At 50.9% G+C, this 25,454-nt stretch carries 20 protein-coding genes; 14 read left to right on the top strand and 6 right to left on the bottom strand.

The features are described 5' to 3' along the window. Positions 1-12 precede the first annotated feature (12 nt). The 5 genes from FFM79_RS03175 to FFM79_RS03195 all read left to right on the top strand — a co-directional run bounded on the left by FFM79_RS03175 (position 13) and on the right by FFM79_RS03195 (position 6,579). Positions 13-1,041, top strand: coding sequence for a zinc-binding alcohol dehydrogenase family protein (locus tag FFM79_RS03175; RefSeq protein WP_137642022.1), 1,029 nt, complete (start codon positions 13-15; stop codon positions 1,039-1,041). 102 nt (positions 1,042-1,143) lie between these two features. Beyond that, on the top strand, positions 1,144-2,256 hold the full coding sequence (locus FFM79_RS03180; RefSeq protein WP_137642023.1) for a D-alanine--D-alanine ligase family protein: 1,113 nt from the start codon (positions 1,144-1,146) through the stop codon (positions 2,254-2,256). Between the two features lie 186 nt (positions 2,257-2,442). After that, positions 2,443-3,999: a glycerophosphodiester phosphodiesterase gene (locus FFM79_RS03185; RefSeq protein WP_137642024.1), complete on the top strand. Its 1,557-nt coding sequence runs from the start codon at positions 2,443-2,445 to the stop codon at positions 3,997-3,999. A gap of 447 nt (positions 4,000-4,446) precedes the next feature. Continuing rightward, on the top strand, positions 4,447-5,343 hold the full coding sequence (locus tag FFM79_RS03190) for a helix-turn-helix domain-containing protein (protein WP_137642025.1): 897 nt from the start codon (positions 4,447-4,449) through the stop codon (positions 5,341-5,343). Between the two features lie 153 nt (positions 5,344-5,496). Then, entirely contained in the window at positions 5,497-6,579 is a 1,083-nt protein-coding gene (locus FFM79_RS03195) for a serine hydrolase (protein WP_137642026.1), read from the top strand. Positions 6,580-6,893: 314 nt separating this feature from the next. Here the strand turns inward: FFM79_RS03195 and FFM79_RS03200 are convergent, their stop codons facing one another. The 3 genes from FFM79_RS03200 to FFM79_RS03210 all read right to left on the bottom strand — a co-directional run bounded on the left by FFM79_RS03200 (position 6,894) and on the right by FFM79_RS03210 (position 9,385). After that, positions 6,894-7,376: a universal stress protein gene (locus tag FFM79_RS03200; RefSeq protein ID WP_137642159.1), complete on the bottom strand. Its 483-nt coding sequence runs from the start codon at positions 7,374-7,376 to the stop codon at positions 6,894-6,896. A gap of 66 nt (positions 7,377-7,442) precedes the next feature. Next, a complete protein-coding gene (locus tag FFM79_RS03205; RefSeq protein ID WP_137642027.1) occupies positions 7,443-7,727 on the bottom strand; it encodes a hypothetical protein in 285 nt (94 codons plus the stop codon). A 377-nt stretch (positions 7,728-8,104) separates the two neighbouring features. Continuing rightward, entirely contained in the window at positions 8,105-9,385 is a 1,281-nt protein-coding gene (locus tag FFM79_RS03210) for a replication-associated recombination protein A (RefSeq protein WP_137642028.1), read from the bottom strand. Positions 9,386-9,509: 124 nt separating this feature from the next. Here FFM79_RS03210 and gshAB point away from each other — a divergent pair, with 124 nt between their 5' ends. The 3 genes from gshAB to FFM79_RS03225 all read left to right on the top strand — a co-directional run bounded on the left by gshAB (position 9,510) and on the right by FFM79_RS03225 (position 12,721). Then, positions 9,510-11,675: a bifunctional glutamate--cysteine ligase GshA/glutathione synthetase GshB gene (gene gshAB, locus FFM79_RS03215; protein WP_137642029.1), complete on the top strand. Its 2,166-nt coding sequence runs from the start codon at positions 9,510-9,512 to the stop codon at positions 11,673-11,675. A gap of 145 nt (positions 11,676-11,820) precedes the next feature. Continuing rightward, positions 11,821-12,108, top strand: a complete 288-nt coding sequence (locus FFM79_RS03220) for an autorepressor SdpR family transcription factor (protein ID WP_137642030.1) — start codon at positions 11,821-11,823, stop codon at positions 12,106-12,108. After that, positions 12,098-12,721 (top strand): DUF1648 domain-containing protein, encoded by a 624-nt coding sequence (locus tag FFM79_RS03225; protein WP_225424362.1) that lies wholly within the window; start codon positions 12,098-12,100, stop codon positions 12,719-12,721. The genes FFM79_RS03220 and FFM79_RS03225 overlap by 11 nt, the downstream gene beginning before the upstream one ends. A 949-nt stretch (positions 12,722-13,670) precedes the next feature. Here the strand turns inward: FFM79_RS03225 and FFM79_RS03230 are convergent. Further along, entirely contained in the window at positions 13,671-14,126 is a 456-nt protein-coding gene (locus FFM79_RS03230; RefSeq protein ID WP_137642032.1) for a YueI family protein, read from the bottom strand. Positions 14,127-14,260: 134 nt separating this feature from the next. Between FFM79_RS03230 and FFM79_RS03235 the strand changes: the two genes are divergently transcribed. Continuing rightward, complete coding sequence (locus FFM79_RS03235) at positions 14,261-14,887, top strand: DUF1054 family protein (protein WP_137642033.1); 627 nt, start codon at positions 14,261-14,263, stop codon at positions 14,885-14,887. 191 nt (positions 14,888-15,078) lie between these two features. Here FFM79_RS03235 and rpsD read toward each other — a convergent pair whose 3' ends face one another. Beyond that, positions 15,079-15,687 (bottom strand): 30S ribosomal protein S4, encoded by a 609-nt coding sequence (gene rpsD / locus FFM79_RS03240; protein WP_137642034.1) that lies wholly within the window; start codon positions 15,685-15,687, stop codon positions 15,079-15,081. Positions 15,688-15,899: 212 nt separating this feature from the next. Beyond that, the gene (gene msrC, locus FFM79_RS03245) at positions 15,900-16,361 is read right to left on the bottom strand and encodes a free L-methionine (R)-S-oxide reductase MsrC (protein ID WP_137642035.1); all 462 of its coding nucleotides are present in this window, start codon (positions 16,359-16,361) and stop codon (positions 15,900-15,902) included. Between the two features lie 169 nt (positions 16,362-16,530). Between msrC and ezrA the strand changes: the two genes are divergently transcribed. The 5 genes from ezrA to FFM79_RS03270 all read left to right on the top strand — a co-directional run bounded on the left by ezrA (position 16,531) and on the right by FFM79_RS03270 (position 25,446). Further along, positions 16,531-18,246 (top strand): septation ring formation regulator EzrA, encoded by a 1,716-nt coding sequence (gene ezrA, locus FFM79_RS03250; RefSeq protein WP_137642036.1) that lies wholly within the window; start codon positions 16,531-16,533, stop codon positions 18,244-18,246. A gap of 216 nt (positions 18,247-18,462) precedes the next feature. Continuing rightward, positions 18,463-19,617 (top strand): cysteine desulfurase family protein, encoded by a 1,155-nt coding sequence (locus tag FFM79_RS03255; protein WP_137642037.1) that lies wholly within the window; start codon positions 18,463-18,465, stop codon positions 19,615-19,617. 30 nt (positions 19,618-19,647) lie between these two features. After that, positions 19,648-20,865, top strand: coding sequence for a tRNA uracil 4-sulfurtransferase ThiI (gene thiI / locus FFM79_RS03260; RefSeq protein ID WP_137642038.1), 1,218 nt, complete (start codon positions 19,648-19,650; stop codon positions 20,863-20,865). A gap of 418 nt (positions 20,866-21,283) precedes the next feature. Continuing rightward, a complete protein-coding gene (locus tag FFM79_RS03265) occupies positions 21,284-23,791 on the top strand; it encodes an ATP-binding cassette domain-containing protein (protein WP_137642039.1) in 2,508 nt (835 codons plus the stop codon). A gap of 395 nt (positions 23,792-24,186) precedes the next feature. Beyond that, the gene (locus FFM79_RS03270) at positions 24,187-25,446 is read left to right on the top strand and encodes a glutamate--cysteine ligase (RefSeq protein ID WP_137642040.1); all 1,260 of its coding nucleotides are present in this window, start codon (positions 24,187-24,189) and stop codon (positions 25,444-25,446) included. Positions 25,447-25,454 lie beyond the last annotated feature (8 nt).

Consider the following 25,454-nt stretch of genomic DNA (forward strand, 5'->3'; position numbering starts at 1 on the left):
GGAAGTTTTACGATGTTAGCAAAAGCAGTTGGAACGTACGAAGGATTAGCAATAAGTGATGATAAGAGCTTGCAGGACGTTACCATCGATGTCCCCGAACCCCGCGGCCGGGACATTTTAGTGGCAGTTCAAGCAAGTGGGGTCAATCCGATCGATACGAAGCAACGCCAAAATCAGGCGAAGCAAGCGACCCCGCGGGTCCTGGGCTTTGACGCCGTCGGCAAGGTTCTGGCCGTTGGCGAACGGGTCACAACGATTATGGTGGGCGACATTGTGTATTATGCGGGTGCGGTTGGCCGCCAGGGCAGTAATGCGGCTTACCAGCTTGTGGATGAACGCTTGGCTGCGGAAGCCCCGAAGCATTGGTCCGTTACCGATGCGGTGGGGTTGCCGCTAACGGCCTTAACGGCGTGGGAAACTTTATTTGAAAAGCTTCCGTTTGAAGCGCGCCAAAACGCGAACCGCGGGAAAAGCGTTTTACTAATTAATGGCGCCGGCGGGGTCGGCTCGATTGCCATTCAACTGGCCAAGTGGGCGGGACTAACGGTGATTACCACGGCCGGCCGCCCAGAAACCACGGCTTGGTGCCAGCGGTTAGGGGCTGATTTAGTCCTGGATTATCATCAGGACCTAGGGGCCCAACTGAAAGCGGCCAACTTGGATGGTGTCGACCAAGTCGCGCTGTTCCATTCAACGGATCAGTACTTACCACGGGTTGTGCCGTTGTTGCGCCCACTGGGGACAATCGTGGCCGTCGTAACCAATCAAGCGCCGCTACCAATGGACTTATTAAAACCAAAGAGCCTGAACTTTGCTTGGGAATTCATGTTTACTAAGGCTAACTTCCGGATGCCCGCAATGGCGACGCAGGGAACGATTTTAGCGCGGGTCGCTGCACTAGCGGATGCTGGTCACCTGCAACCAACGACTAAGCAGGTCCTGCACGGCATTAATGCGGACAACTTAAAAAAAGCCCACGCCATCGTTGAAGGCGGTCAAATGTTAGGTAAATTAGTTTTAACCGGACCCTTTGATGCCTAGGCCTGCGGAATTTAAATGGTAAAAATGTTTCCAATTGCGTGGAGATATTGTAGAATTAATGAAGCCGTAGTATGAAATAAATCTCGATAGGATGAACAAATTATGGAGACACAAAAAAAGATCCACGTTGGCATGTTGTTTGGTGGGAACTCTTCGGAACACGACGTTTCGAAGCGCTCCGCGCATAATATTTATGATGCCATGGACAAAGATAAGTATGACATCGATTTATTTTTATTGACGAAGGACGGAATTGTTTTAAGCGACGCGGCAACGCGCCGGGTCTTTGATGGTGAAGCAGAAGATGACGTTGTGGCGGAAGTCTTACCACAAATGGATATGAGTGATCCATTAGCGCCAATCAAAAATTTGGCACTGGCTAAGGATATTGATATTTTCTATCCAGTCGTTCACGGTAATCTCGGGGAAGACGGTACTTTGCAAGGCCTATTCAAATTACTGAAGAAGCCCTACGTTGGGAGCGGGGTTTTAGCTTCCGCTGCCAGTTTTGACAAGGATATTACGAAGCAAATCTTGACCCACCACCACATTCAAAATACGAAGTACGTCGTGGTCACCCCGGAAAATCGGGCAATGATGACCTACGACTATTTGCAGGAAAAATTGGGGCGCCACTTGTTTATTAAACCGGCAAACCAAGGTTCTTCCGTTGGGATTCACAAGGCCGTTAACGAGCAGGAGTACCTGGACGGGTTAGCGGACGCCTTTAAGTACGATTACAAGATCTTAGTTGAAGAATCGATTGATAATCCGCGCGAAGTGGAATGTTCAATCTTAGGTAATGAAAACCCGCAAGCCTCCAAGTTAGGGGCCATCGATGTACCGAAAACGGACACTTTCTACGATTACAATAACAAGTTCGTGGACGCAAGTGGGGTCGCTTTTGAGTTACCAGTTGAATTGCCAGCCGACTTAACGAAGCGGATTCAAGAAATGTCGTTAGGCGCCTTCAAAGCATTGGGCTTGAAGGGAATGGCCCGGGTCGATTTCTTAGTTTCAGAAGATGGCGAACCTTATTTAGGTGAAATCAATACGTTACCTGGATTTACTAACATTAGTTTGTATCCAAAATTATGGGAAGTTTCAGGAATCAGTTATACGGATTTAATTGACCGGTTGATTGAATTGGGCTTTGAAGAATTTAAGCGCCAGTCTGAAATTCACTATGACTTTGTGGCGCTTGATGCTGAATAGAATTGTGATCAATTAATTCGGGAGGATTAATTAATCGTATGGTGGTTGGGATGAGTTCGTTCATCGCGGCCACTTTTTTTATGGTTCTGTACCAATGGGTGTTGAAATTACCGCCAGCAGCGGGGGGCACCGATTATGCGAACCTGCCGCTAATTAGGTTAAAATTTTGAGGAAGGAGGAATCGACATGCCCATTAAAGCTACTGACCTGCTTCACCGGGGCTGGCAAACATTTAGGGGGCCGCTGGGTCCCATCTGGTTCGCTGGATTGGGGCTCGGGTTGCTCGTTAGTCTGAGTGGACTCCTGATTGGTGGGTGGCCCACCTTACTGGGGCTATTGCTACTGAGTGGCTGGCTCCCATTACTAGCCGAACTGAGTGGTGGGACCCGCTGGTCGTGGCGCCAACGTGGTCAGTGTTGGGGCTGGTTACTGGGACTAGCCATCCTGTGGCTGCCCCTCGGCTGGGGCGGCTACCTATCAACTTTACAGGCGGGCCTCACCCTCCCAGTTGAGTGGCAAAACTGGCTATTTATGCACCGTTATGACTGGTTGCCCGCGGTTGGCGTCCTTTGGGGTGGGGCTTGGTTAATTTCGTGGAAATGGTTGCCCGCGGTTCGGCGTCAATTGCAGCGGCCCGGGTCGCTGCGCACCTTTCTGATTACTGGTTGGCAAACGCCCTGGCGGACCGTGGCCTGGCAGGGACTCCGGGGGTGCCGCTACTTGCTAGCATGGCTAGGATTAGCGGTTAGCTGGGCCGCGCTAACGTGGTTGGCCGAATTATGGACGCCGGTTGCTGGGCGCGTAACGGCCACCCTGGGATTAGTGAGTTTACGGGCAGTCGTTTGGCTCGTTGTTGCGGGGTGGTGGTCGACTTGGTGGCCCGCCGTGCCCGTTCAGCGGCACAGTTGGTGGCACTTGGTTGCTGGCCTGGTGATTGCGAGTGCCTGGTTAGGGACCAGCTGGTGGTTAAATGGCCCACAGACGCGCACGCCGGCCGTGATTGCCCACCGGGGTGTCGATGGTCGTGACGGCGTGCAAAATACAACGACGGCGCTCACAAGGACTGTCCGCCGGAGTCAACCGGCCCGGGTTGAAATGGATATTCAACCCACTGCTGACCGTCAGTGGGTCGTGATGCACGACCCGACCTTAAACCAGTTGAGTGCGTGGTCGGGGCCAGTTGAGCATTACCGGTTGTCCCAGTTAAGTGGCCTGCCCCTGACGGAAGCGGGCCAGCGCGGCCGGTTAAGTAGTTTCGACGACTACCTACGGGTGGCTGACCAGCGGCGCCAACCGTTGTTAGTTGAAATTAAAGCGGTCGGGGCGGCACCGGCGCTCGTCGGTCCCTTCGTCGCGCAGTATGGGGCGCGGTTATTAACCGACCACGCGACGTTACATTCTTTGGATTATCAAATCGTTGCAGGCTTAAAGCGGCGTCAACCGCAATTAACGGTTGGCTACGTGACGCCATTTTACCTGACGGCGTTTGCTAACGATACCGCCGCGGACTTCTATTCGTTACAGGCGCTGACGGTCACAGCGGCCCAGGTAAGGAGCGCTCACCGGCAAGGGCGTCGGGTTTACGTTTGGACGGTTGACCGTCCGTTTCAGATGCACCGCATGCGAGCGCTGGGCGTTGACGGCATCATCACCAACCATCCCAGTCGCTTACGACCCATTCTTCGCCACTCCGAGCATTACAATTTTTATCAGTTCATAAATTGGACCGTTAGTTGGTTATAATGCCCTAAAGAGCTAATTAGAAAGTGTCTTAATTAATTAGGAACTGGTGATGAGCTGCTACCGGTACTCTGAAAATGGTCGCAAAGACTAGTACCGGCCGGATTGTTGATTTGGCGGGCTAGTTGGTTAGCAGAACTACCAAACAACGCGTATGTTTATTGATGTGCAAAACGGGGTTCACTAATGATTAATAAATGACCATCCCTATTAAAGCTGGTATAACTTAATATTAAATAAGAATTAATCTTATTTCTTGCGTATTATGTCTTATCTGAATATAATTATAGACGTGATTGGTATCGTCCAATTCATTGGCGTCCAACTATTTGAACATCTCTTTAAAGGATCGATTAGGCATAAGCGACGACTAACTTGCGAGTGGGGTCGGGTTAGTTGTGATTTTTGTTAAGAGTTAGTGTTAGGTCACAAATCAAAGAGGGGTTTAAGATGAGAATATTGGGAGAGAAAGTTCGTCAGTTTCGGAAGCGCAAAGGTATGTCACAAAAGGAGCTTGCGGAGGGAATTTGTACGCAGGCAACGATTAGTTTAATCGAGAAAAAGAGTAAGATTCCCAGCATGAAAATCATGATGAAAATCTGTAATCGATTAGGAATTCGTTTGGCCGAAGTGATTATTGAAAACGATGATCAGTTATACCGGACCTTTAAAAAAATTGATTTATTGATTCGACATACCCAGTTAACCGAAGCGCAGACGGTCTTTAATAAGATCCGGCCGAAGCAGTTACGAAGCAATAATGATAAGAAGCAGTACTATTACTACGAAGGATACTTACAACTGGTTTTAAACGATAACGCGGATGAAGCCATCTTCAACTTTGGGATGTTATTGAACCAGTTCGTCAAGTCGAATCACGATATGTTTGCGATTTTGGCTACGTTGGGGACCGGGCTTGCGTACGAACGTAAGCAGGCTTACGATAAGGCCGAAATCTTTGTGAAGCAGGCCGTGGCGACCTTGCATACGATGGATGCGCAGGCCGTTCCCATGGGGGATGACGACTACTTACAAAATGAAATTTTGATTTATGCTTCCGCGGCGCAACTTTACGCCAAGATTAATTTCCCAGAAGAAGCACTGGAATTAATTGATCTGGCCCTCAAGAAGGCCCAGGATAGTCAGTCGTTATACTTGTTAGACCGGTTGTACGCCCAAAAGGCGGCCAACGAAGTGGTTCTCAACAACGTTCAGTCGGCCCACGACCACTATTACGTGGCCTACGCCTTGAGCTTGGTGACGCATAACGAACCGTTAACGCAAAAGATTATTAAGGAAATGGCGGAATACCACATTGCACCATTAAAAGTGGCTAACGAAGCCTAGTTAGGTGGTAATTCGCTTAACGTGACAGTTAAACAGAGGGGGCACGGTTCCGATGGAGCGGTGGCCCTTCTTTTATTACCGCGTCCGAATGAGCCAAGTTTGGCTTGCTTCAGGGGGGCGGTTCAACGAATTTTTTAAAAAAGGATTGATGATTTGCAGTGTCAAAATTGTGGGGCGCAGAATAAACCAGACGCTCAAACTTGTCGGGTCTGTGGCGAGCCGCTAACCGAAACGCGGCTTAGTCGGCGGGCGCACCGCCACCGTGAAGCTAGCCAGCCCGCGACCCAGCGGCAGTATGCCTGGGGACTGGGCCTAGTGTTACTCGTCGTCATTGCGCTTGGCGGCTGGTGGCTCCATTTACGAGCGGGAGAAACGACGTCGGCAACGTCCACCCCAACGGCTAGTCAGGCTAGCGCGCCAGCAACTTCAAAACCGGCGGCAACTTTTCCAACCGCGGCCGTTCGCCAACGTGTTCAGTCGCAGGTCGTCAACTTGGCGGGAACGACCTCGGTGGCGGTCCGTGCTACTAGTGGCCGTGGCCAAGTTGTGCACAATAACCGGCAGCAACGTGCAGCCGGATTAGCCGAATTATTCGTGCTGGCAGCCGTTTATCAGCAGGCCCAAACGGGTAAGTTAACGCTGACGCAACGGGTAACGCTCCAGGCGCAGGACCGCGTCGCCGGAACCGGCCAACTCCAAACAATGCCCGCGGGGAGTCGGTTTACGGTCGCAAACCTGGCGAAGCGGATGATTGTTGATAGTGATAATACCGCGACCAATTTACTGATTGATCAGTTGGGAGGCGTCACCGCGACGCAGCGGGTGATTCAGCAACTTGGATTTACCAAAACGGAACTGAACCGGAAAATGATGGATACGAGCGCGCTCAAAGCGGGGCGCGATAATCAAACGACTGTCAATGACGTGGCGGCGTTGCTCCGGCAATTGTACCGGGGAACGCTGGTTGCCAAAACGGCGGATCAAACGATGTTAAAATTACTGAAACAAACGCAGGGGCCGTCGAATTTGGGTGCCAACTTGCCAAGTAGCGCCACCGTTTACCACTTAGCCGGTACGTACCCGAGCTACGGGGTGCAAAACGAGGCCGCGATTGTGCAGAACCGGCACGGCGCCTTCGTGGTCGTTATGCTAGCTGAAAACGGGCAGGCGCAGGCCCAAACGAAGCGGATGCGCCAGTTGGGTCAGGAACTGACCCAAACGTTACTGACGCGTTGATTTAAGGGTTCTGTATCAAGTGGTGTTGAGATTTCGCCGGTAGCGGGTGTCACCGGTTGGCTGGAACACTGTGGGTATCGCTTTGAGCTCACGGGGGAATCCCACCTCCGCTACTGGCTAGTCTTGCCTTAATATGAGGCTTTGCGGTTTACTTTAGTTTGTTTCAACTGATGAAGCTGGCAAGCATAATGCTTTTTTTGAAAACTTAATTGGCATTTTTTAGCAGATCAACACCATAGATCAGCGAACCGATTTAAAAGTTAATCAAACACCGAAAAAAGGACTGGCTAAAAGCCAGTCCTTTGAGGTTTCACTTACTTTTTCTTGGGCTTAGGTGCGGGCTTGTTTTCCAAGTCAGTCCGAACAACGAGCACGTCGCAAACGGCCATCCGGGTAACGTATTCCGTTACCGAACCAATCAGGAGTCGTTCCACCGCATTTAACCCGGTGGCCCCGATCATGATTAAATCAACGTCGAGATCCTTTGGAACGTCGCGCGCGATAATGGTCTTGGGAGCGCCGTATTCAATTGAATAGTCAACGTTATCCAAACCTTCCGCCTTGGCTTCGGCAACGTACTTATCCAAAGTTTTTTGGGCGGTATCCGTCACTTGTTCGACCATCGTGGTATCAAAACTGGAAATGTTTTGAAAAGCGCGGGTGTCAACGACGTGAACCATGTGCACCGTCGCTTCTGGACCGTTCCGCTTTGCCACGGCGACCGCTTTTTTGAATGCTAATTCCGCTTCGTAAGAACCATCAACGGGAACTAAGATGTGTTGGTATTGTTGTAACATCATTCTCACCCCTCAATACTTGATACTTATATTGTAAAGGTTTTCGCAAAAAATAAAAAGCGTTTTCTACCGGATTTGCATAAAACTGATTAAAAGTAGTCCAACCGCCATCATGATTAAACAGCCGCTGGCTAGTACGAGGGCGATCAACATGGTATTTTGGTCAAAAATCGAGTAGGCACTCGCAAGCGCAACCACCAGCATTAGGCTACCGCCGTAGCGGGCAACGTGTTTGACGGTCAGTGAGCGGTTGGGGTCGAAGAGTAAAAAGGGCCGGGACTGATGGGCAAGCAGGTAAGCTCCTAATCCGGCGGCAATCAGGGTATAGACAATCAATAGTAAAGTAATCAAATTAGCATCCTTCCTTTAAGGGGGGCGGTTGGGCCAAGTTTGCGCGCACGCGCACAAAGTGACTTAGACCAATCAAAAAATTAATCGTTCAAATAAAAAGGGCCAGGAACGAGTCCTGACCAACGGAAGCAAGCTTCCGGAAAAACTAGTGGTGCCGTTAACCGCCCTTCAGTATTGACCCGCTTCTACGCAGGTGGGATGAGCTGACTAGCGCTCTAACTACCAAAGGATAAGGCTTGTTATAATAACTAGCTAACACTCTTCCCAAAGTGATATTACTTGTTCGGCAACACTTTGTTTAGGGCAATGCGCACACCTTAGTAATTTCGACTATTAGTCTAGCATAGACCAATTAAAGTTGCAATAATTGGCGCGTTTTAACGGTTCCGCGCGTTGGCTTGCAATAGCTTTTGATACTGCTCGCCCAGCGCAGTTTCGTAGCGCCCGTTTTGTTTCGGTTGATAATACTGGTCATGCTTAATGGCGTCGGGAAGGTACTGCTGGGCGACCCAATCCCCCGGATGATTGTGGGGAAAGTCGTAACCGACCCCGTGACCCAACTTTTCGGCGCCCTTGTAATGCGCATCCTTTAAATGGGCTGGAATATCACCAAAGTGGCCCGCCTGGACCTTAGTAATGGCCGCGTCGACCGCACTAATCCCGGAATCGGATTTTGGTGACAGCGCCAGCTCAATCACGGCGTCGGCGAGTGGAATGCGAGCTTCTGGAAACCCAAGTTGATCGGCGGCTTGGACCGCCGCAACCGTGTGGGTGCAGGCTGGCGGGTTCGCTAAGCCCACGTCTTCGTAAGCAATGACCATTAAGCGACGCATGATACTTTTAAGGTCGCCCGCTTCTACTAATCGGGCTAGGTAGTGGAGGGCGGCGTTAACGTCCGAGCCGCGAATTGACTTTTGAAACGCGGAAATAACGTCGTAGTGCGCGTCGCCGTCCTTGTCCGCCGACAGGGCCTTTTTCTGGAGACACTCTTCGATAATGGGCTGGGTAATTGTGATGGTGCCGTCAGTGGCCGCTGGTGTCGATAGTACGGCCAACTCAAGCCCGTTTAACGCGCTACGCAAATCACCATTCGTGGCGGTACACAGGTGGTGCATGGCGGCGGGGTCGACGGTCACGTTTTGCTGGCCCAACCCGTTTTTTTCATCGGTTAAAGCCCGCTCAACCGCTTGCTCAATGTCCGCGGGAGTGAGGGGAAAGACTTGAAAAATTTGGGTTCGGCTTCGAATGGCCGGGTTAATGCTAATATACGGATTCTCGGTAGTCGCCCCGATTAAAATAATTCGGCCGCTTTCTAAGTGTGGTAACAAAAAGTCCTGTTTAGTTTTATCTAACCGGTGAATTTCATCTAGTAACAGAATGACGGTGCCGCTCATTTTAGCTTCTTCGGCAACGATTTGGAGTTGCTTTTTACTATCGGTCGCCGCGTTGAGCATCCGAAAAGCGTACTTCGTTGAACCGGCAATGGCACTGGCAATACTAGTTTTACCGGTGCCCGGCGGCCCGTACAAGATCATTGAGGACAGTCGCTTGGCGGTGACCATCCGAGCGATGATTTTACCGGGTCCGACGAGTTGCTGTTGGCCGACCACGTCTTCGATCGTTTTTGGTCGCATGCGGTAGGCTAATGGTTGTTGCATGTTTTTTTGACCCCTTCCTTGCAAAACTAGTCGCAACTATTATAGCATTTAGAATGATGGCCGCCGAATAATCAGTTTAAGTGGGTGACCGTGGGTTTAAATTTAACGGATAGGAATTGATAAAATGGAATTAGATGCGATTGGAAAAGCGATCGTTAAGGATCACTTAGTGCCGTTGCTGAGCCAAACGAGTTTTGGTTTGGAAGTCACGATGCAACGAGTTGACGATCATGGACAATTAGCCACGACGGCGGCGCCTAGTGCGCTGGGGGCGCTAGGAAAAAATCGCCAGGTCCGCGTCGGCACCACGCCCGGACAATTAGAATTAGTCACGCCCGCGATGCGGCAATTACCGGACTTAATGGCCTACCTAACCGGTTTAAATGCGAGCGTTCGCCGGTGCTTGGCTTCGGACGAAGCCCTGTGGCCGTTAGCGAGTGCGCCGCTCAAAGCGCCAGCGGCAACCAGCCAGACGCACGTTAACCTCAGTGTCAGCGAGCAGTTGCTGAGCCGGCTGTATAACGACCAGTTTCATCAGCAGTTTGCCAGCTACGTCGCGTTTCGCAACGCGGTTTATATTAAGGTCGCCCAGGGGCTCGTTCGGATGAACTGGCTGCTCCAGTACCTGTTCGGGGCGGCGCCGGCTGTCCGCGTGGACGATACCACTAGTAAACGCCAGCGCAGTGCCGTCCAGGCGGCGCGTCAACGGCAATTTGCAGCTGACTATGCGTCGGTCGATACCTACGTTCAAGGGCTTCAAGCCGCGGTGAAAAAGGGAACGTTAACCGCACCCAGTGCCTTTGACGGCGTTGTTCGATTGCGCGGTGCCGGCTCACTAGCCGAACTGCCAACTCAGGGCGTTTACTACCTAGAATTTCGCGGTTTAGATTTAGATCCAACCACGCCAACCGGGGTCGATCAAAACGCACTGGCGTTTATCCAGTTACTGGTGGCTTATTTCGTGATGATGCCGGGACTGCCACCTAAGATGGTAGCGCAGGTTGACCAGCAGGCGCGCGCGCTCAGTACGCAACTAACGACTGAAAACCCAACGACCGCCAGTGCGCAGGCCGTTCCCGCCGTGCAAGTCTTGGACGCGTTAAAGCACTTTGCGAGCGCCAACGGCCTGCCGGCGGCGACGCAGGTCCTACTGGCGCACCTCAAGCAACGGGTCAGTGACCCTAAAAAGACCCCCAGTGCCCAGTTAGCGCGGCAAAAGGATTTGTGCGCGTGGGCCCTAACGCAAGCCCAACAATATCAAGAAGCTGCGCAAGCGCAACCGTTTAGTTTGCCAGGCTTCACGCAGCTTAACTTGGCTAGTCAAATGATGACGCAACGGGCGTTGGCTCAAGGCATTCAGGTCAGCGTTTTGGATGCTACCAACAACGTCTTACGATTAACGCGGGCTGATCAGGCGCAACTGCTCGTTAACGGCAGCGGGACCGACTTGAATCCGCAAGCGCTTAGCCGGACGTTGACGCATCGCGTGGCCGCTAAACAGTTGCTGGCCGAACACGGCGCGACCGTCCCGGCCTCCAAAACGTACCGTTCGGCTAACCAGTTGATCGATGATTATGATCAATTAGTCGCCGCGGGGGGCATCGTGTTAAAAGCTGCCGACCAAACGCAAGCGGTAGTGGCATTTCGCATTATGCCGCAACGAGCGCTCTTTGAGCAAGTGGTGCGCCAGTTCTTTGAACGGACCACGACGGTTATCGCCGAAGAATTAATCGTAGCGTCAAGTTATCGCTTCCTGGTCATTGATGGTCGGGTACGGGCAATCCTGGAACGCATCCCGGCCAACGTGGTGGGGGATGGTCGCAGTTCGATTGAGACGCTCCTAACGCGAAAAAATGACCGGACCCTGCGCGGCAAAGCGGGAACCCGCCCGCAGGCCACACTTCAGTTGGGAACGGTTGAGCGTTACCGACTCGCATCTTACCACTTAACGTTGGCTTCGGTGGTGAGTCGCGGGACGCAGGTCCTATTGCGCGAAGACGCCACCTTTGTCAACGGGGCTGACCTGTTAGACGTGACCGATGAAATGGACGCTTCTTACGTGCAGGCGGTTGAAACGTTAACGACCCAACTTGGTTTACGGGTTGCCGGGGTGGACGTGATGATTCCAAACTTGTACGCCCCGCTAACCCCTGAACATCCTGAAATGGCGGTAACTTTGGGGATTCACACGGCTCCAGCACTGGCACCCCACGAATTTCCAAGCTTTGGGACGGCCCGTCCGGTGGCCGACCAGCTATTGGCGACGCTGTTTACGCCCAGCGACAACTGATGTAAATAAAACGATTTGACGCGGGTCCGCCCGCTGATGAGAGCGAGAACTATTTAGAAAGCTATCTAAATAGTTCTCGCTCTTTTAAGTTGGCCATGTTATAATCTATTTAGAGATATTTCTAAATAGATTGGATGTGTGGGTGATGGCGCTGAATCAAACGTTTAAGGCGATTGCGGATCCGGTCCGCCGGCAAATACTGGAAGGCCTCCGCACGCAGCGACAGTCGGCTGGTGAAATTGCCGCCGAATTTCAGCTTAGCCAAGCAACGGTTTCCTACCACTTAAAATTATTAAAGCAGGCGGGACTCGTTAGCGTTACGAAAGAAAAGAACTTTGTCTATTACGAATTAAATGCCAGTGTGTTTGAGGAAATGCTGGCCTGGCTGTACAGTATGCGTCAGGATGAACGGGGGAATCAACGTGAAAAGTAAAGTAAAATCGTGGTTGAGCTACGTGGTCATTGTGTTGCCAATGATTTACGGACTAGCTAATTATCAAGCGCTACCTAGCCGGATGGCCATCCATTTTAGTGGCACGAACATGCAGCCGGACGGCTTTTTATCCAAGCCGCTCACCGTCTTCGGCTTGCCGCTACTGATGATTGCGTTACAACTTTTTTTAATCACGGTTACGCAGTTAAATTCGAAGCATAAGGGGGCCGCCCCGCGTTTTGAGCGCGTGCTGGCCTGGATTATTCCGGTAACCGCGGTCGTGACCTACGTGTTAACGATTGCGTATAACTTAGGGCACCATGTCGATATTTGGCGGATTACCGTTAGTTTGATTGCGGTGATCTTCATTGCCATTGGCAACTACTTGCCAACAATTTCGGCTAGTGCCTATCAGCGCTTGCAACGGGGCGTAACCGTGCGTCCAGAAGTGTGGCGCTGGTTGAAGTACCGGTTAGGGCACCTACTGGTTGGAAGTGGCCTGTTGCTCCTAGTCAGCATCGTGACCGTACCGCTCGTGTCAATGGTTGTGATTGGCGGCTTAGTCATTGCAACGTTGACCCTAACCATTACCGGACTAGTGCGACGCGCTTAAAATACACAAGAGAGTGTGCCAAAAGCCAGCTGACTTTTGGCACACGTTTCGGCTATTAACATGAGGTAACGCACAAGAAGTCGCAGCCTCTTCCTACGATTAGTCAAGCCCAGATAGTGGCAACTTGTCGCCTTACCGGTTGGTCCTAAAGTGGCTGAAACGTGGTTGACACGACTGAGCCACTTTAGGACCGCCCTCACGGCTAAATGAGTGGCAACTAAACAGAATCTCCCACTGATTGAAATTGCAAGGATCAATCAGTGGGAGACTGCTAGAATTAAATTATAAAGTGTGAACCTGATTGGACCGCGAGTCCATGGTCAAGAGACATTTAACGGTCTTATGCATGCAGGCCACCACTGCGACCTTATCCTGTTTAGGATAAGGTTGTTTTTGTAATTGATCACAATGGTTATATGGCAATTGATGTTGAACTGTTAAAAAGGGTAGCGACTGAATTTTCAATAAATTCTTTGTGATTATCAAAATGAACAGCAAGCTACTCTTAATTTAGTGGGCACTCCATATAACCATCTGCATCAGATCCAACTGAGCTAAAGTAAATCGTGATAATTAATATTAAGGCTAGCCTAGCCAGTAGCGGGGATAACCATGGCTCAACTGCGAAATTATTCTTAGTCGAAAGTGGGGTTCTTTCGGCTTAGAATAAGGCTCGAATTTGAGATTGCTCAGTGGGTTTCTGAGTGAGCTCAAATCGATGCCCGCAGTGTTCCAGCCAACCGGTTATCCCCGCTGCTGGCGGCAATCTCAATCCGAATTAGGACGGAGATATAATCAACGATATGGTTGGGAGCCGCTTTTTGTTGGCGGATCATGTTACGAACGGCAAAGAATAAAATACTACGAGCGTAAGCAGCACCGCGTTTGTAATGATCATAACCAAAACGTGCGTCAAAAGTTGATTCACTTTTGACGCACGCGTGTTGATTTAAAATAAGTGTTTGATTTTACCAAGTAAGCCGGATTCCGGTTCAGTTGCCGGCGCCGCTTCTGGTTGGTAGCGGTTTTGAAGATCAATATCGTTTTGATCGATGGCTTGCGCCGCCGTCAAAACAAGGGCGTAGTTATCGTCAGCCGTCCGGTAGGCATCGTCCGTTTTAATAGTAAATTGAACGTTAGCGTGACTCGCCGCCTGAATGTAGGGACCAATTAGGTCTTGGTCTAGATTACCGTTAATAAAAAGTTGATAATCCGGGTGGGCGGCAAAGGCCCGTTGCAAGCGGGAAACGTAATCGGCCCGCTTTAGTTGGTAGACCGTGACGGCGACGTCGACACGCTCGCGGAACGTCCCGAGGTACTTGCGCTGTTCGTCGGGATGCAACTTTGGCGTCCCGTGAATCGCCGTTTGAATGCGGTCAACTGGTTGTTGATTGGTATCTGCCATTGTCGAACATCCTTTCTCTGATTGTCCATCCATTGTAGCATGTTCTGCCCCCAATAGCGATGAAAGTCCGTCAAGCGCAATCCAGTCAAGGCGTGGTAAACTAAAAAGTGTTCAGGAAAAGGGGAGGGCGATCAATGTTTACAAGAAGTGACTTTGACTTATTTAACGAGCCAACGCTGGCGGGACGGATGCACTTGATCAAAACGGTCGTTGATCCAAAGTTTGAAGCGCTGGCGCCGGAAATTATTGCGAGCTTACAGGTTACCGGCCAACCGCCGTTTTACGCTCACGTGGCTCAGCATCGCCGCCGGTACAAAAATCCGCCGGTCGATACCTGGGTGGCGTTTAGCCAAAATAAGCGGGGATATAAGGGCTGGCCGCATTTTGAATTAGGCTTGTGGCCGGATCGGTTATTCATCTACTTTGATTTATTGGATGAAGCCAAGCCAATCGCACTGGCCCAGCTGACCCCGGCCGCGTTGGCTGAAATTTTGGCGCCTTTACCAGCGGACATGGTCATTACGGCTAACCACGGTGCTGCTACGACTAAACCGGCGACGAAGGCCAATGTCGCCCGCGTCTTAGCGACCTTTACCCAGAAAAAGCATAGCGAATTGGTCGTGGGGCGCAGTGTTGGGCTAGATGATCCGTTGTTTGAGCAACCGGCGGCATTACGCGCCTTGATTTTGAAAACGTTCACCGAATTGATGCCGATTTACCGTCCCGTGATGGCGGCTTTCAGTTTAGCGGCTGAAGAATAGGGTAGCAAATCGGCCGCAACTAATGTTACGGCCGATTATGATTTCTAAGTGTTAATGCTCACCAGTCATCCGGCTACACCCGTTGCTGGCGGTAACCTTAACACTAATTAGTACAGAGCTATTTTTGACACAATCTCAACAAAAAAGGCATCGCAATTGCGATGCCTTTACATTTCCAATTAAGCTGGAAATTAGAGCTTGTTGTAGTATTCAACGATTAATGATTCGTCGATGTCAGCTTCAAGTTCTTCACGTTCTGGTAACCGCGTTAATGAACCTTCAAGCTTGTCAGCGTCGAATTGAACGAAGTTAGGACGGGCAACAACGGCTTCAACAGCGCCGGTGATGACAGCCAACTTCTTGGACTTTTCACGAACGGAGATGGTTTGGCCAACACTAACTTCGTATGAAGGAATGTCAACGCGCTTGCCATCAACAGTGATGTGACCATGGTTAACCAATTGACGAGCTTGACGACGAGTTGTTGCCAAACCTAAACGGTAAACCATGTTATCCAAACGACGTTCGAGTAAGATCATGAAGTTAACACCGTGCTTACCTTCGCGAATCTTACCAGCTTTAATGAACAAGTTGGCGAATTGACGTTCAGTTAAACCGTACATCATCCGTAACTTTTGCTTTTCGCGTAATTGCATACCGTATTCAGAAAGCTTACCGCGACGGCCTTGGCCATGATCACCAGGAGCGTAAGGGCGACGAGCTAATTCTTTACCAGTACCTGAAAGGGACATTCCCAAACGACGGGAAACTTTCCAACTTGGACCTGTATAACGAGACATAAATTGTTTCCTCCAATATATTTAGTTGGAGTAAAATAAGGCCGATGTGAGTTCGATATTCGTTCAGATCGGACTGCAGGGTTCACCATAGCAGCCGCAGGTTACTAACTGACCAAACGAATGGCACCAATCTGTTGACGAGCTTACCACTCACTGCTGCGTTATTTTACACAAAGAGTAGCATAACATGCGGACTAGCCGTTCGTCAATAATTAGTCCAGGTGTTGCGTTAAAATTGCTACGAATTCGGTCAGTTCGGCTTCGTTTTCCGCGGTAAAGCGGTCAAGCGATGGTGAATCGACGTCGAGCACCCCGATTTTACGACCATTTTTGGTTATTGGAATGACGATTTCGGAGTTGCTGGCACTGTCGCAAGCGATGTGGCCGGGAAAGGCGTGCACGTCTTTGACCCGTTGATTAGCTTGGGTGGCGTAGGCGGTTCCGACAACGCCGCTTCCTGGCTGGATGTGCATGCAGGCCACCTTACCTTGAAAGGGGCCTAAGTCGAGCGTTTGGGTTTGATCATTATATAGATAGAACCCGGCCCAATTGAGGTCGTCGTAGGTACTGTTCAGTAGGGCGCTGGCGTTTGCTAAGTTGGCAATCATGTTCGTTTCATCGAACAGGAGCGCGTCTAATTGTTGGTTCATGAGTGATGTTGCGGTAGTCGCCATGGAAATCCTCCTTGAAAGTTAACATTTTCATACTGTTTGCGCGGAATGACTATGTTATAATTTAAGTTAGATTTTAATTGGATTTTCAGAAAAATGCAAGGTTACGGTTCGACAGGGCGAAGCGCAACTGCAATTAAAACGTAATCAATAATGTAAGGGGTATTATCATATGCAAGTAGCAATCGGCATTGTCGTTGTCGCGATTGTGATCTACGTTGCGGTCAAGGGCTTTCAAGTTTATCTCAATAAACAAGCTCAACAATTGATCGTGCGACAACAGGCGTTGGTCAAGCAATCGCAAACAACGGATTTCGAAAAAATTGAGCAGCTCGGCTTGACCGGCGGCTCGTTAGCGAAGTTGGAAGCATTGCAAACGGATGGTCAGCAAGTGGCCGATGAGCAATTACCCGCGGTTAATAAGCAGTTGACCGCCATTACGACGCAGGTGCGCAGTGTGAAGTTTTTGGAAGCACGCCAAGGTTTGAAGCAGGTTCAAACCGACCTTGACACGATTGAGAAACGCCAGGCCGTGATTCAGGAGGGCTTGCAGGCGCTAGACGATGCCGATGCAGCGCACCGCGAGGCGGTTGCCAGTTTGGAGAAAAAGTATCAGGGCTTGCGCAAGACGCTCTTGTCACAAAACTTTTCGTTTGGACCGAGCATTGATAAGCTTGAGGACCGGTTATCCAACTTGGAAAGTGATTTTGATCAGTTTTCTAAACTGGCCAAGTCCGGCGATCACGATGCGGCGGAGCACGTGTTGGATCAATTACAACACGACACTAGTTCGTTAGAAATGGACCTGGACCGCATTCCGCCAATTTATAAGGATCTGGTCAGCGGTTTCCCGGACCAACTCAGTGAGTTAGCCAGTGGCTATCAACAGTTAGTAGCGCAACATTTTCACTTTGAAGTGGCGACGATTGAGCCCGAGATTAGCGCGTTGAAGCAAGCAATTGCGGACAACACGGCGTTACTCGGTGATTTAAAGGTTACGGAAGCCGAGAACGGCAACCACGCCATCGAAAAACGAATCGATCACCTTTACGATGTGATGCAGACCGAAATTGACGCGAAGGCCCAAGTTGATGCTAAGCAGGGAGAAATCAGTAAGTTTTTGACCCACGCGATGAATCAAAACCACCGCTTACAGGTTGAATTGGACCGGTTAGCGCAGAGTTATACGTTAAATAACCATGAAGTGGAGCGGACCCGGGAATTAAATGAACAGTTGAAAAACATTGAGTCCGTTTACCAAGCGGATATGACCGCGTTAACGAGTAAGCAGGCCGTTTACAGTCAAATTGCCGCGCATTATCAGGATCAAGATAAGCAACTCAAGGGGATTGAAGAAGAACAAGTGACCATCAACGACGGGGTTGCTAACTTGATGGCGGAAGAATCGAAGGCGCACGACACCCTGCAACGCTTTGACTTTGAAATTCATAGTATTAAGCGTAAGGTTGAAAACTTGAACTTGCCCGGTTTACCCGGTGATTACTTGGATTACTTTAAAGTAGTCTCAAAAGAAATTGAGAAGTTGGATCATGACATCAATAAACTGGTGATTAATATGGACGATATTACCAAGCAGTTGATCGTGATTCAGTCCGACATGGCAACCCTCAAAGAAAAGACTGATGATTTGATTGATGCGGCGATGATGGCGGAGCAACTTCTCCAATACGCTAACCGCTATAAAACGAACAACGATGAAGTCCAGCAGGCTAGTGCCGAGGCCCAGCAGTTATTTAATGAGGCGCACGATTACGCCCGGAGCCTCGAAGTGATTGCGACCGCAATTGATAAAGTCGATACGGGCGCTTACAAGCGCATTGAAGATAGTTACTACGCACAAAAACAAGCGGAACGCGAATCAGATTAACGTGAAATGCGAAACGGCGAGTTAACCCCCGGTTGACGCGCCGTTTTGTTTTGACTTGCCGGCTGAGCCCAGTGGCGCATGCAACTTTCAAGGTTCGCGTTTAGGGTCTTTTAAACAAAAATGCTTGTATGGACGGGATTATTTGGTATAATTGCAAGGAATTCTTATCGAAAGTAAGTGCAAACCACTGCTTTTTTGGAAAGTGAAGGATCAGGCATGATTTATTTTGATAATAGTGCGACCACCCAAGTAGCACCGGCCGTGCTGGATACGTATACGAAAGTTTCACAACAAGTTTGGGGGAACCCATCCAGCTTACACAACTTTGGTGAGACGGCTTACCACTTACTTGAACAGTCTCGTAAGCAAATTGCGGATTTGTTGGGCGTTCAGTCCAACGAGATCCTATTTACCTCCGGTGGTACGGAAGGCGACAACTGGGTCGTTAAGGGTACCGCGTTGGAAAAGCGGGCCTTTGGTAAGCACCTGATTACCACGGCGGTTGAACACCCCGCCATTCAAAACTCAATGGAACAGTTGCGCGACCTCGGTTTTGAGATTACCTACTTACCCGTTGACCAGGAGGGACGCATTAACGTTGCCGACTTAAAAGCGGCGATTCGGCCCGACACGATTTTAGTATCGACGATGGCGGTCAATAATGAGATTGGAACGATTCAACCGTTGGCAGAAGTTGCGGCACTGTTGAAGCAGTACCCCCGGATTCACTTCCACATTGACGCCGTTCAAGGCATCGGCAAGGGGATTCAGGACCTGATTATGAACGACCGGGTCGACTTTGTAACCTTCTCCGGGCATAAGTTCCACGCACCCCGCGGTATCGGCTTTATTTACGCGCGGCAGGGCCGGAAACTCGCCCCACTGATGTCCGGTGGTGGGCAGGAAAGTAACCGGCGCTCTGGGACCGAGAACTTGCCCGCCATTGCGGCGATGGCCAAGGCATTGCGGCTACTATTAAGTGATGAGTCGGAAAACGTTGCGCGGGAACGGGCGATTAAACAGCGCATCTATGATCACATTCGTCAGTTTGCCAAGGTCACGATTTTTAGTCAGCCGACGACGGCCTTTGCACCGCACATTTTGTGCTTTACGATTAACGGTGTGCGCGGTGAAACCATCGTGCACGCGTTTGAAGACCAGGGGATTTACATTTCAACGACGAGTGCGTGCTCGTCCAAGAAGCATTTAGCTTCGAGCACGTTGACGGCCATGCACGTTCCAGAAGACGTGGCGACGAGTGCCGTTCGCATCAGTTTGGATGAAAATAATACCCTGGCTGAGGCTGATCAATTTAACCAAACGTTTGATCAGTTGTACCAGAAGTTTTCAAAGATTAACGCAAACGCCTAATGGGCGCGTTTTGGAAAGGAATTTAACTAAATGCAATACACTGAAATTATGGTGCGTTACGGGGAGTTATCGACGAAGGGCAAAAACCGCCGGAGTTTTATCGATAGCTTAGGCCACAACGTCCGCAAGGCTTTGCACGCTTTCCCAGCCTTAAAAGTGCACGCGAACCGCGACCGACTACACATCGTGTTGAACGGTGAGGATGCGCAGGGCGTGATGGAACGCCTGCGCCTCGTGTTCGGCATTCAGAACTTCTCCCCAAGTATCCAAGTAGAACGGGACATGGACGCGGTCTACCAAGCGGCCGTCGAGATGGTTCAAGCGCAATACCAACCCGGGATGACATTTAAGGTCAATACCCGGCGTTCTGACCATCATTTTGAATATGATACGAACGAGATCAACGACATGGTCGGGGGTCAAATTCTCGACCACGTTGAGGGCATTAAAGTTCAAATGAAACAACCAGATATCGTGATTCGGGTAGAAGTCCGGCTGAACGGCATTTTCCTGTCATCGGAAACGATTCAAGGTGCCGGCGGGCTACCAGTCGGGACTGCCGGTAAGGGGATGCTGATGTTATCTGGGGGAATTGATTCGCCAGTTGCGGGTTACCTCGGGATGAAACGGGGCGTTGATATGGAAATGGTCCACTTTTTCAGTCCGCCATATACGAGTGAACAGGCGTTAGCGAAGGCAAAGCAGTTAGCGTCAACGCTGGCCAGTTATTCTGGTAGTGTTCAGTTTATTCAAGTGCCGTTTACCGAGATCCAAGAAGAGATTAAGGAAAAGGTTCCTGAAGGCTACTTGATGACGGTTCAACGCCGCTTAATGATGCGGTTAATGGACGCAATTACCCGCAAGCGGCATGGAAAGGCCATTTTTAACGGTGAATCGTTGGGTCAAGTTGCTTCACAGACGATGGATAGTATGATTGCTATTAACGACGTGACGACCTTACCAGTACTACGGCCGGTTATTTCGATGGATAAGACCGAAATTATCAAGGTTGCGGAAGATATTGATACGTATGACTTATCGATCATGCCGTTTGAAGATTGTTGTACGATCTTTGCGCCGCCAGCACCGAAGACCCACCCGAAGTTGGATCGTTCCCGGGCTTACGAGGAACGGATTGACGTTGAAGGGTTGATGCAACGCGCGTTAGATGGTATTCAGATTACCGAGATCAAACCCGGTGAAGATTACTTGAACGCGCAGGCGGACGTTTTTGCGGAACTACTTTAAAGGATAAGTTTGGAAAAAGAGAGTGTGCCAAAAGGCGGTTAGCTGGTGAGCGGAGTCAGCTGACATTTGGCGCACGTTTCGGTTATTAACATGAGGCAATACACAAGGGGCTGTGACTTATGTCAAAGCCTCTTTTTTTGCAGTCGTAGACATTGGCACTGAGTATCGGGGGTGAATGAGTTGCTTTAAGGGTTATTATTGCTATTATTGACTTGATACGGGAAGCGGATGTTAGGCACAGATTGGTTGCTGACAAGCTAATTGATAATTAAGTTAATGAAAATAATTACGTGGGGTCCGGTAAGTTAGCGGGGCAGGCAAAGTGTTAAAAATCCGCGTTTGGGCCGGCCACGTTGACGTGCTCTTAGGTAGGGGTACAATTTAAATGTTAGTGCATGATTTGAAGGGGAGCGGTTGAATGGCATTACCAACAAAAATCGAGATTCGGGGCGGCCGGGTCCATAATTTAAAAAACATTGATGTGGACATTCCGTTACACCAGTTTGTTGCCATTTCCGGCTTGTCGGGTTCTGGGAAGAGCTCGTTAGCCATGGGAATTCTATACGAAGAAGGGTCGCGGCGCTACCTTGAAGCGTTATCGACGTACACCCGGCGGCGGATTAAGTTGGGTGCTCAGGCCGACGTGACCAGTGTAAAGCACATTCCGTCGGCCTTGGCGTTAAAACAGCGACCCGCGGTACCGTCCGAACGAGCCACCGTTGGGACGATGAGTGAACTCTTTAACATAATTCGCTTAATTTTTTCGCGGTTGGGGTCACCAGTTTGTCCAAACGGCCACCGGCTACAACCGAGCCTAAAAATTGCGCAGGCGATGGCTAAAGACGGTTTTCAGATGGGGCAGCTGACCTGTCCAGAATGCGGTGTGACGTTTGGGGCCTTTAGTGCCGAAGACTTTGCGTTTAATGCTGACGGCGCGTGCCCGGAATGCCAAGGAACCGGGAAGGTCCGTGAACTAGACGAAAGTAAGTTAATCGGTGATGAGGGTCTGACCCTCGAGGAAGGCGCCGTTGCGTCCTGGCACTTACCAGGGCGTAACTTCATGCCGTCGGTGGCTGCTCACGCCGGTGTGCGGACTGACGTGCCGTATCGCGATTTGACGGCTAAGGAAAAGGATTTTGTTCTCAACGGACCGCAAAAGAAGTACAAAATGGACTTTGTTTCGGGTACTGGCCGCGTCTTTCATGATTTTAACGCCCTTTACGAAAACGCCCACGCCGCCGTGTTAGAGTCGGCTAAGAGTAGCCAAAGTGAACGCGCCCAAAAGCGAATCAGTGAATTCTTCCACTATTCAACCTGTCCGGTTTGCCATGGTACCCGGCTCAAGCCAGAATTGTTAACCCAACTGGCAGGGGGACTGAACATTGCCGAGGTCAGTACGTTGACTTTGGGCGAGCTTCAGGGGTGGCAAGCGAAAGTGCAAGCAACCTTACCAGCCGAAATGACGCCAGTGGCGGCAAGCCTGTTTAAAGAATTTGAGGACGACTTACGCCCGCTGTTAGAATTGGGCTTGGATTACCTAACGATTGCCCGCAACGGGAACAGCTTATCGACTGGGGAGCTTCAACGGATTCAGTTGGCACGAACACTCCGAACACAAACGACCGGGGTCTTGTACGTTCTGGACGAACCGTCAATTGGGCTACACCCGGATAACGTGAGTGGTTTGCTTAAAATTATGCGGGCCCTTGTGGCGCAGGGAAACTCCCTAGTGGTCGTCGATCACAATGTTGACATTATTCAAGCGGCCGATTGGATTTTAGAAGTTGGTCCCGGTTCTGGAGCGGAGGGTGGTCAGGTGATCGCTCAGGGGACCCCTCGTGAGGTGGCTGCGAACCCCCAATCTAAAATTGGGCCGTATCTAAACGGCCGGGCCGACTTAATGGCTCGGCAGCGCAAGACGCCTGCGGATGCCGAAGCACTCAGTTTTGAGGTGCAGGACTACTTCAACATTAAGGATTTAAAGACGAGCCTGCCGATTAACCAATTAACGGCCGTCACCGGTTTTTCGGGTGCTGGTAAAACCAGTTTGATTTTGGATAGCTTGGTTCCAGCCATTCGGCAACAAATTAAAGGGGCGGCGCTGCCCAGCCAAGTAACGGCCCTTACATCGCCCGTCAAGGAAGTCGTTAGTGTGGACGCTTCGCCGGTTGGTAAGACCCAACGTTCGACCGTGGCAACTTATACTAGCATTATGGACAACCTGCGGCGGCTCTTTGCGACGCAACCGTTAGCTAAAGCAAAGCACTATACGCCGAGTTACTTTTCTTATAATAATAAGCAGGGGGCCTGCCCAAATTGTGGTGGGGCCGGGGTCGTCACGCTCGACATTCAGTTTTTGCCCGACATGCAACAGGTCTGCCCGGTTTGCCACGGTGAGCGCTATAACCGCGCCGTTCAAGCCGTTAAGTGGCACGACTATTCGATCGTCGATTTACTAAAGTTAGACGTCAACGAAGCGCTCCCCGTCTTTGAGTCGGTACCAAAAATTCAGCGGGAGCTTCGGCTACTCAAAGAAGTTGGGCTAAGTTACCTTCATTTGGGTGAAAGTACTCCGAGCCTTTCCGGTGGCGAAGCCCAGCGTTTGAAGCTAGTCAAGCATCTCAATCATAATCAGGCCACGACGCTGTTTGTGTTTGACGAACCAACGATTGGATTGCACCCATTGGACGTTAAAACGCTTGTAAACGTTATGCAGCAATTATTGGATCGGGGAGCGACAATTATTACGATTACTCACGATTTGAATTTGATCGTTAACGCGGACCACGTACTCGATCTGGGGCCCCGTGGCGGTGCAAATGGTGGTCAGATTGTCGCGCAGGGCCAACCACAAGAATTGATTGCTGCACCCACCGGCTTAACAAGTCGGTACTTGGCCGAATACTGGCACCGGTTCAATGCTTAACTAAACAACGTAAATCTAAATGAACAAAATGGGAGGCTGTGACTAATGTCATGGCCTCTTGTGCGTTTCCGCATGTTAATAGCCGAAACGTGCGCCAAAAGTCAGCTGGCTCCGCTCACCAGCTAACCGACTTTTGGCACACTCTCTTTTTTAGCGCTGTTCCAATTAGGAGTGCGATTGCCGCCAGCGGCGAGTGGCACCGGTTGGCTGGGAGCGGTTGACGTTGACTGCGCTGCCCCTTCATTCGGTCGCCGAACCAATGCGCTCGTTAGTAAACGGGCGCCCGTGCGGGGGCGGTTAACGCGTGGCTTTACCGAAAAGCGGGTGGCCTGGAATCAAGTCGGTGACCAGAATATGCTAAAATAAGCGCAAAAAGTGAGGCGGGAGGCGCAACCATGGACTTTGAGCGATTAATGCGGCAAACGGCGGCTAGTCTGGACTGGTCGGCGCTACAATTTGGGTTGGAACGGGAAGGCCAACGGGTCACGCTGGCCGGACAGCTCGCAACGACCACGACACCCCCGGCGCTAGTGGCGGCCGCCCCGCGGATTCAGCGAGACTTCGCCGAAACCCAGTTGGAACTAGTGACGCCGGTCACGACCTCTCCGCAGGCGGCGGTTGCTGAATTGGCTAGGTTACACCGCCTAGTGGCACAAGCCCTCCCGGCAAACGAACTTGTGTGGCCGTTGAGCATGCCGCCCGTGTTACCAGCGGAGGCGAACGGCATTCAGTTGGCACGATTAACGCCAACGGAGGTGGCTTACCGGCAAGGACTGGCGCAGCGCTATGGGCGTCGGCGTCAAATGTTAAGTGGCCTTCACGTTAACGTTAGCTTAGCACGCCCGGTGGTTACGGCTTTATGGGCAGCGGCTGGTCAGCCCCTTACCCGGCGGGAGTTTCAGAACCAGCTGTACTTACACGTGGCTCAAAATTATCTCCATTATCGTTGGCTAGCAACCTACCTTTTCGGGTGTAGTCCCCAGAGTTGGCCGAACTACTTCACGCACACGCCAGCCCCCAGTCAAGCGGTCCGCAGTTTACGCAATAGTCCGTACGGCTACGAAAACGATGCAACCGTCACGGTGTCGTACGCGTCACTGGACCAATATGTGGCGGATATTCAGCACTGGGTGCGAGTGGGGGCGTTAAGCGCGGCTAAGGAATTTTATGGGCACGTGCGCTTGCGAACCACGCCGGATTCGGACATCCGGCAAACCGGAATTAGTCACCTCGAAATTCGCCACTTTGATTTGAACCCGTTCGCTGTGACCGGGGTGAGTGACTTGCAATTAACTTGGTTACGCTGGTTCTTTTGGCTGATGCTGTGGCTACCAACGCCGGTGCCCCGGCAAGTTGACCAGTGGGTGCGTAGCGGTGATCGGCACAACGGCATCGTTGCGCTAATGGCGCCGGCACAAGAACTGACACCCGCTTTAGCGGCTGAAGCAACGACTTTATTGGCCCAGTCAGACCGAATGTTAATGATTGCTGGCGGTGAGCGCGCCCAAGCAGTCGTGGCTGTGACTGCCGGTGCGCTTCGCACCCCGGAACGCACCTTGGCCGCTCGCTGGCAAAGGTTAGTTGGCCAGTTAGGTGCGACGCCGGCTGCGCTTCTGCGTGCGCGCGTAGCCCGGCGTGAGTTAGCCTCCAGCTAGGCTGGAAT

Source organism: Lactiplantibacillus modestisalitolerans (genome assembly GCF_005405425.1).
In the GTDB taxonomy this organism is placed as follows: Bacteria; Bacillota; Bacilli; order Lactobacillales; family Lactobacillaceae; genus Lactiplantibacillus; species Lactiplantibacillus modestisalitolerans.

Excerpts from the sequence above, each read along its gene's own strand:
- FFM79_RS03175 (WP_137642022.1), top strand. The coding sequence starts at position 13 with ATGTTAGCAAAAGCAGTTGGAACGTACGAAGGATTAGCAATAAGTGAT.
- FFM79_RS03180 (WP_137642023.1), top strand. The coding sequence starts at position 1,144 with ATGGAGACACAAAAAAAGATCCACGTTGGCATGTTGTTTGGTGGGAAC.
- FFM79_RS03185 (WP_137642024.1), top strand. The coding sequence starts at position 2,443 with ATGCCCATTAAAGCTACTGACCTGCTTCACCGGGGCTGGCAAACATTT.
- FFM79_RS03190 (WP_137642025.1), top strand. The coding sequence starts at position 4,447 with ATGAGAATATTGGGAGAGAAAGTTCGTCAGTTTCGGAAGCGCAAAGGT.
- FFM79_RS03200 (WP_137642159.1), bottom strand. The coding sequence starts at position 7,376 with ATGTTACAACAATACCAACACATCTTAGTTCCCGTTGATGGTTCTTAC.
- FFM79_RS03210 (WP_137642028.1), bottom strand. The coding sequence starts at position 9,385 with ATGCAACAACCATTAGCCTACCGCATGCGACCAAAAACGATCGAAGAC.
- gshAB (WP_137642029.1), top strand. The coding sequence starts at position 9,510 with ATGGAATTAGATGCGATTGGAAAAGCGATCGTTAAGGATCACTTAGTG.
- FFM79_RS03220 (WP_137642030.1), top strand. The coding sequence starts at position 11,821 with ATGGCGCTGAATCAAACGTTTAAGGCGATTGCGGATCCGGTCCGCCGG.
- FFM79_RS03230 (WP_137642032.1), bottom strand. The coding sequence starts at position 14,126 with ATGGCAGATACCAATCAACAACCAGTTGACCGCATTCAAACGGCGATT.
- FFM79_RS03235 (WP_137642033.1), top strand. The coding sequence starts at position 14,261 with ATGTTTACAAGAAGTGACTTTGACTTATTTAACGAGCCAACGCTGGCG.
- rpsD (WP_137642034.1), bottom strand. The coding sequence starts at position 15,687 with ATGTCTCGTTATACAGGTCCAAGTTGGAAAGTTTCCCGTCGTTTGGGA.
- msrC (WP_137642035.1), bottom strand. The coding sequence starts at position 16,361 with ATGGCGACTACCGCAACATCACTCATGAACCAACAATTAGACGCGCTC.
- ezrA (WP_137642036.1), top strand. The coding sequence starts at position 16,531 with ATGCAAGTAGCAATCGGCATTGTCGTTGTCGCGATTGTGATCTACGTT.
- FFM79_RS03255 (WP_137642037.1), top strand. The coding sequence starts at position 18,463 with ATGATTTATTTTGATAATAGTGCGACCACCCAAGTAGCACCGGCCGTG.
- thiI (WP_137642038.1), top strand. The coding sequence starts at position 19,648 with ATGCAATACACTGAAATTATGGTGCGTTACGGGGAGTTATCGACGAAG.
- FFM79_RS03265 (WP_137642039.1), top strand. The coding sequence starts at position 21,284 with ATGGCATTACCAACAAAAATCGAGATTCGGGGCGGCCGGGTCCATAAT.
- FFM79_RS03270 (WP_137642040.1), top strand. The coding sequence starts at position 24,187 with ATGGACTTTGAGCGATTAATGCGGCAAACGGCGGCTAGTCTGGACTGG.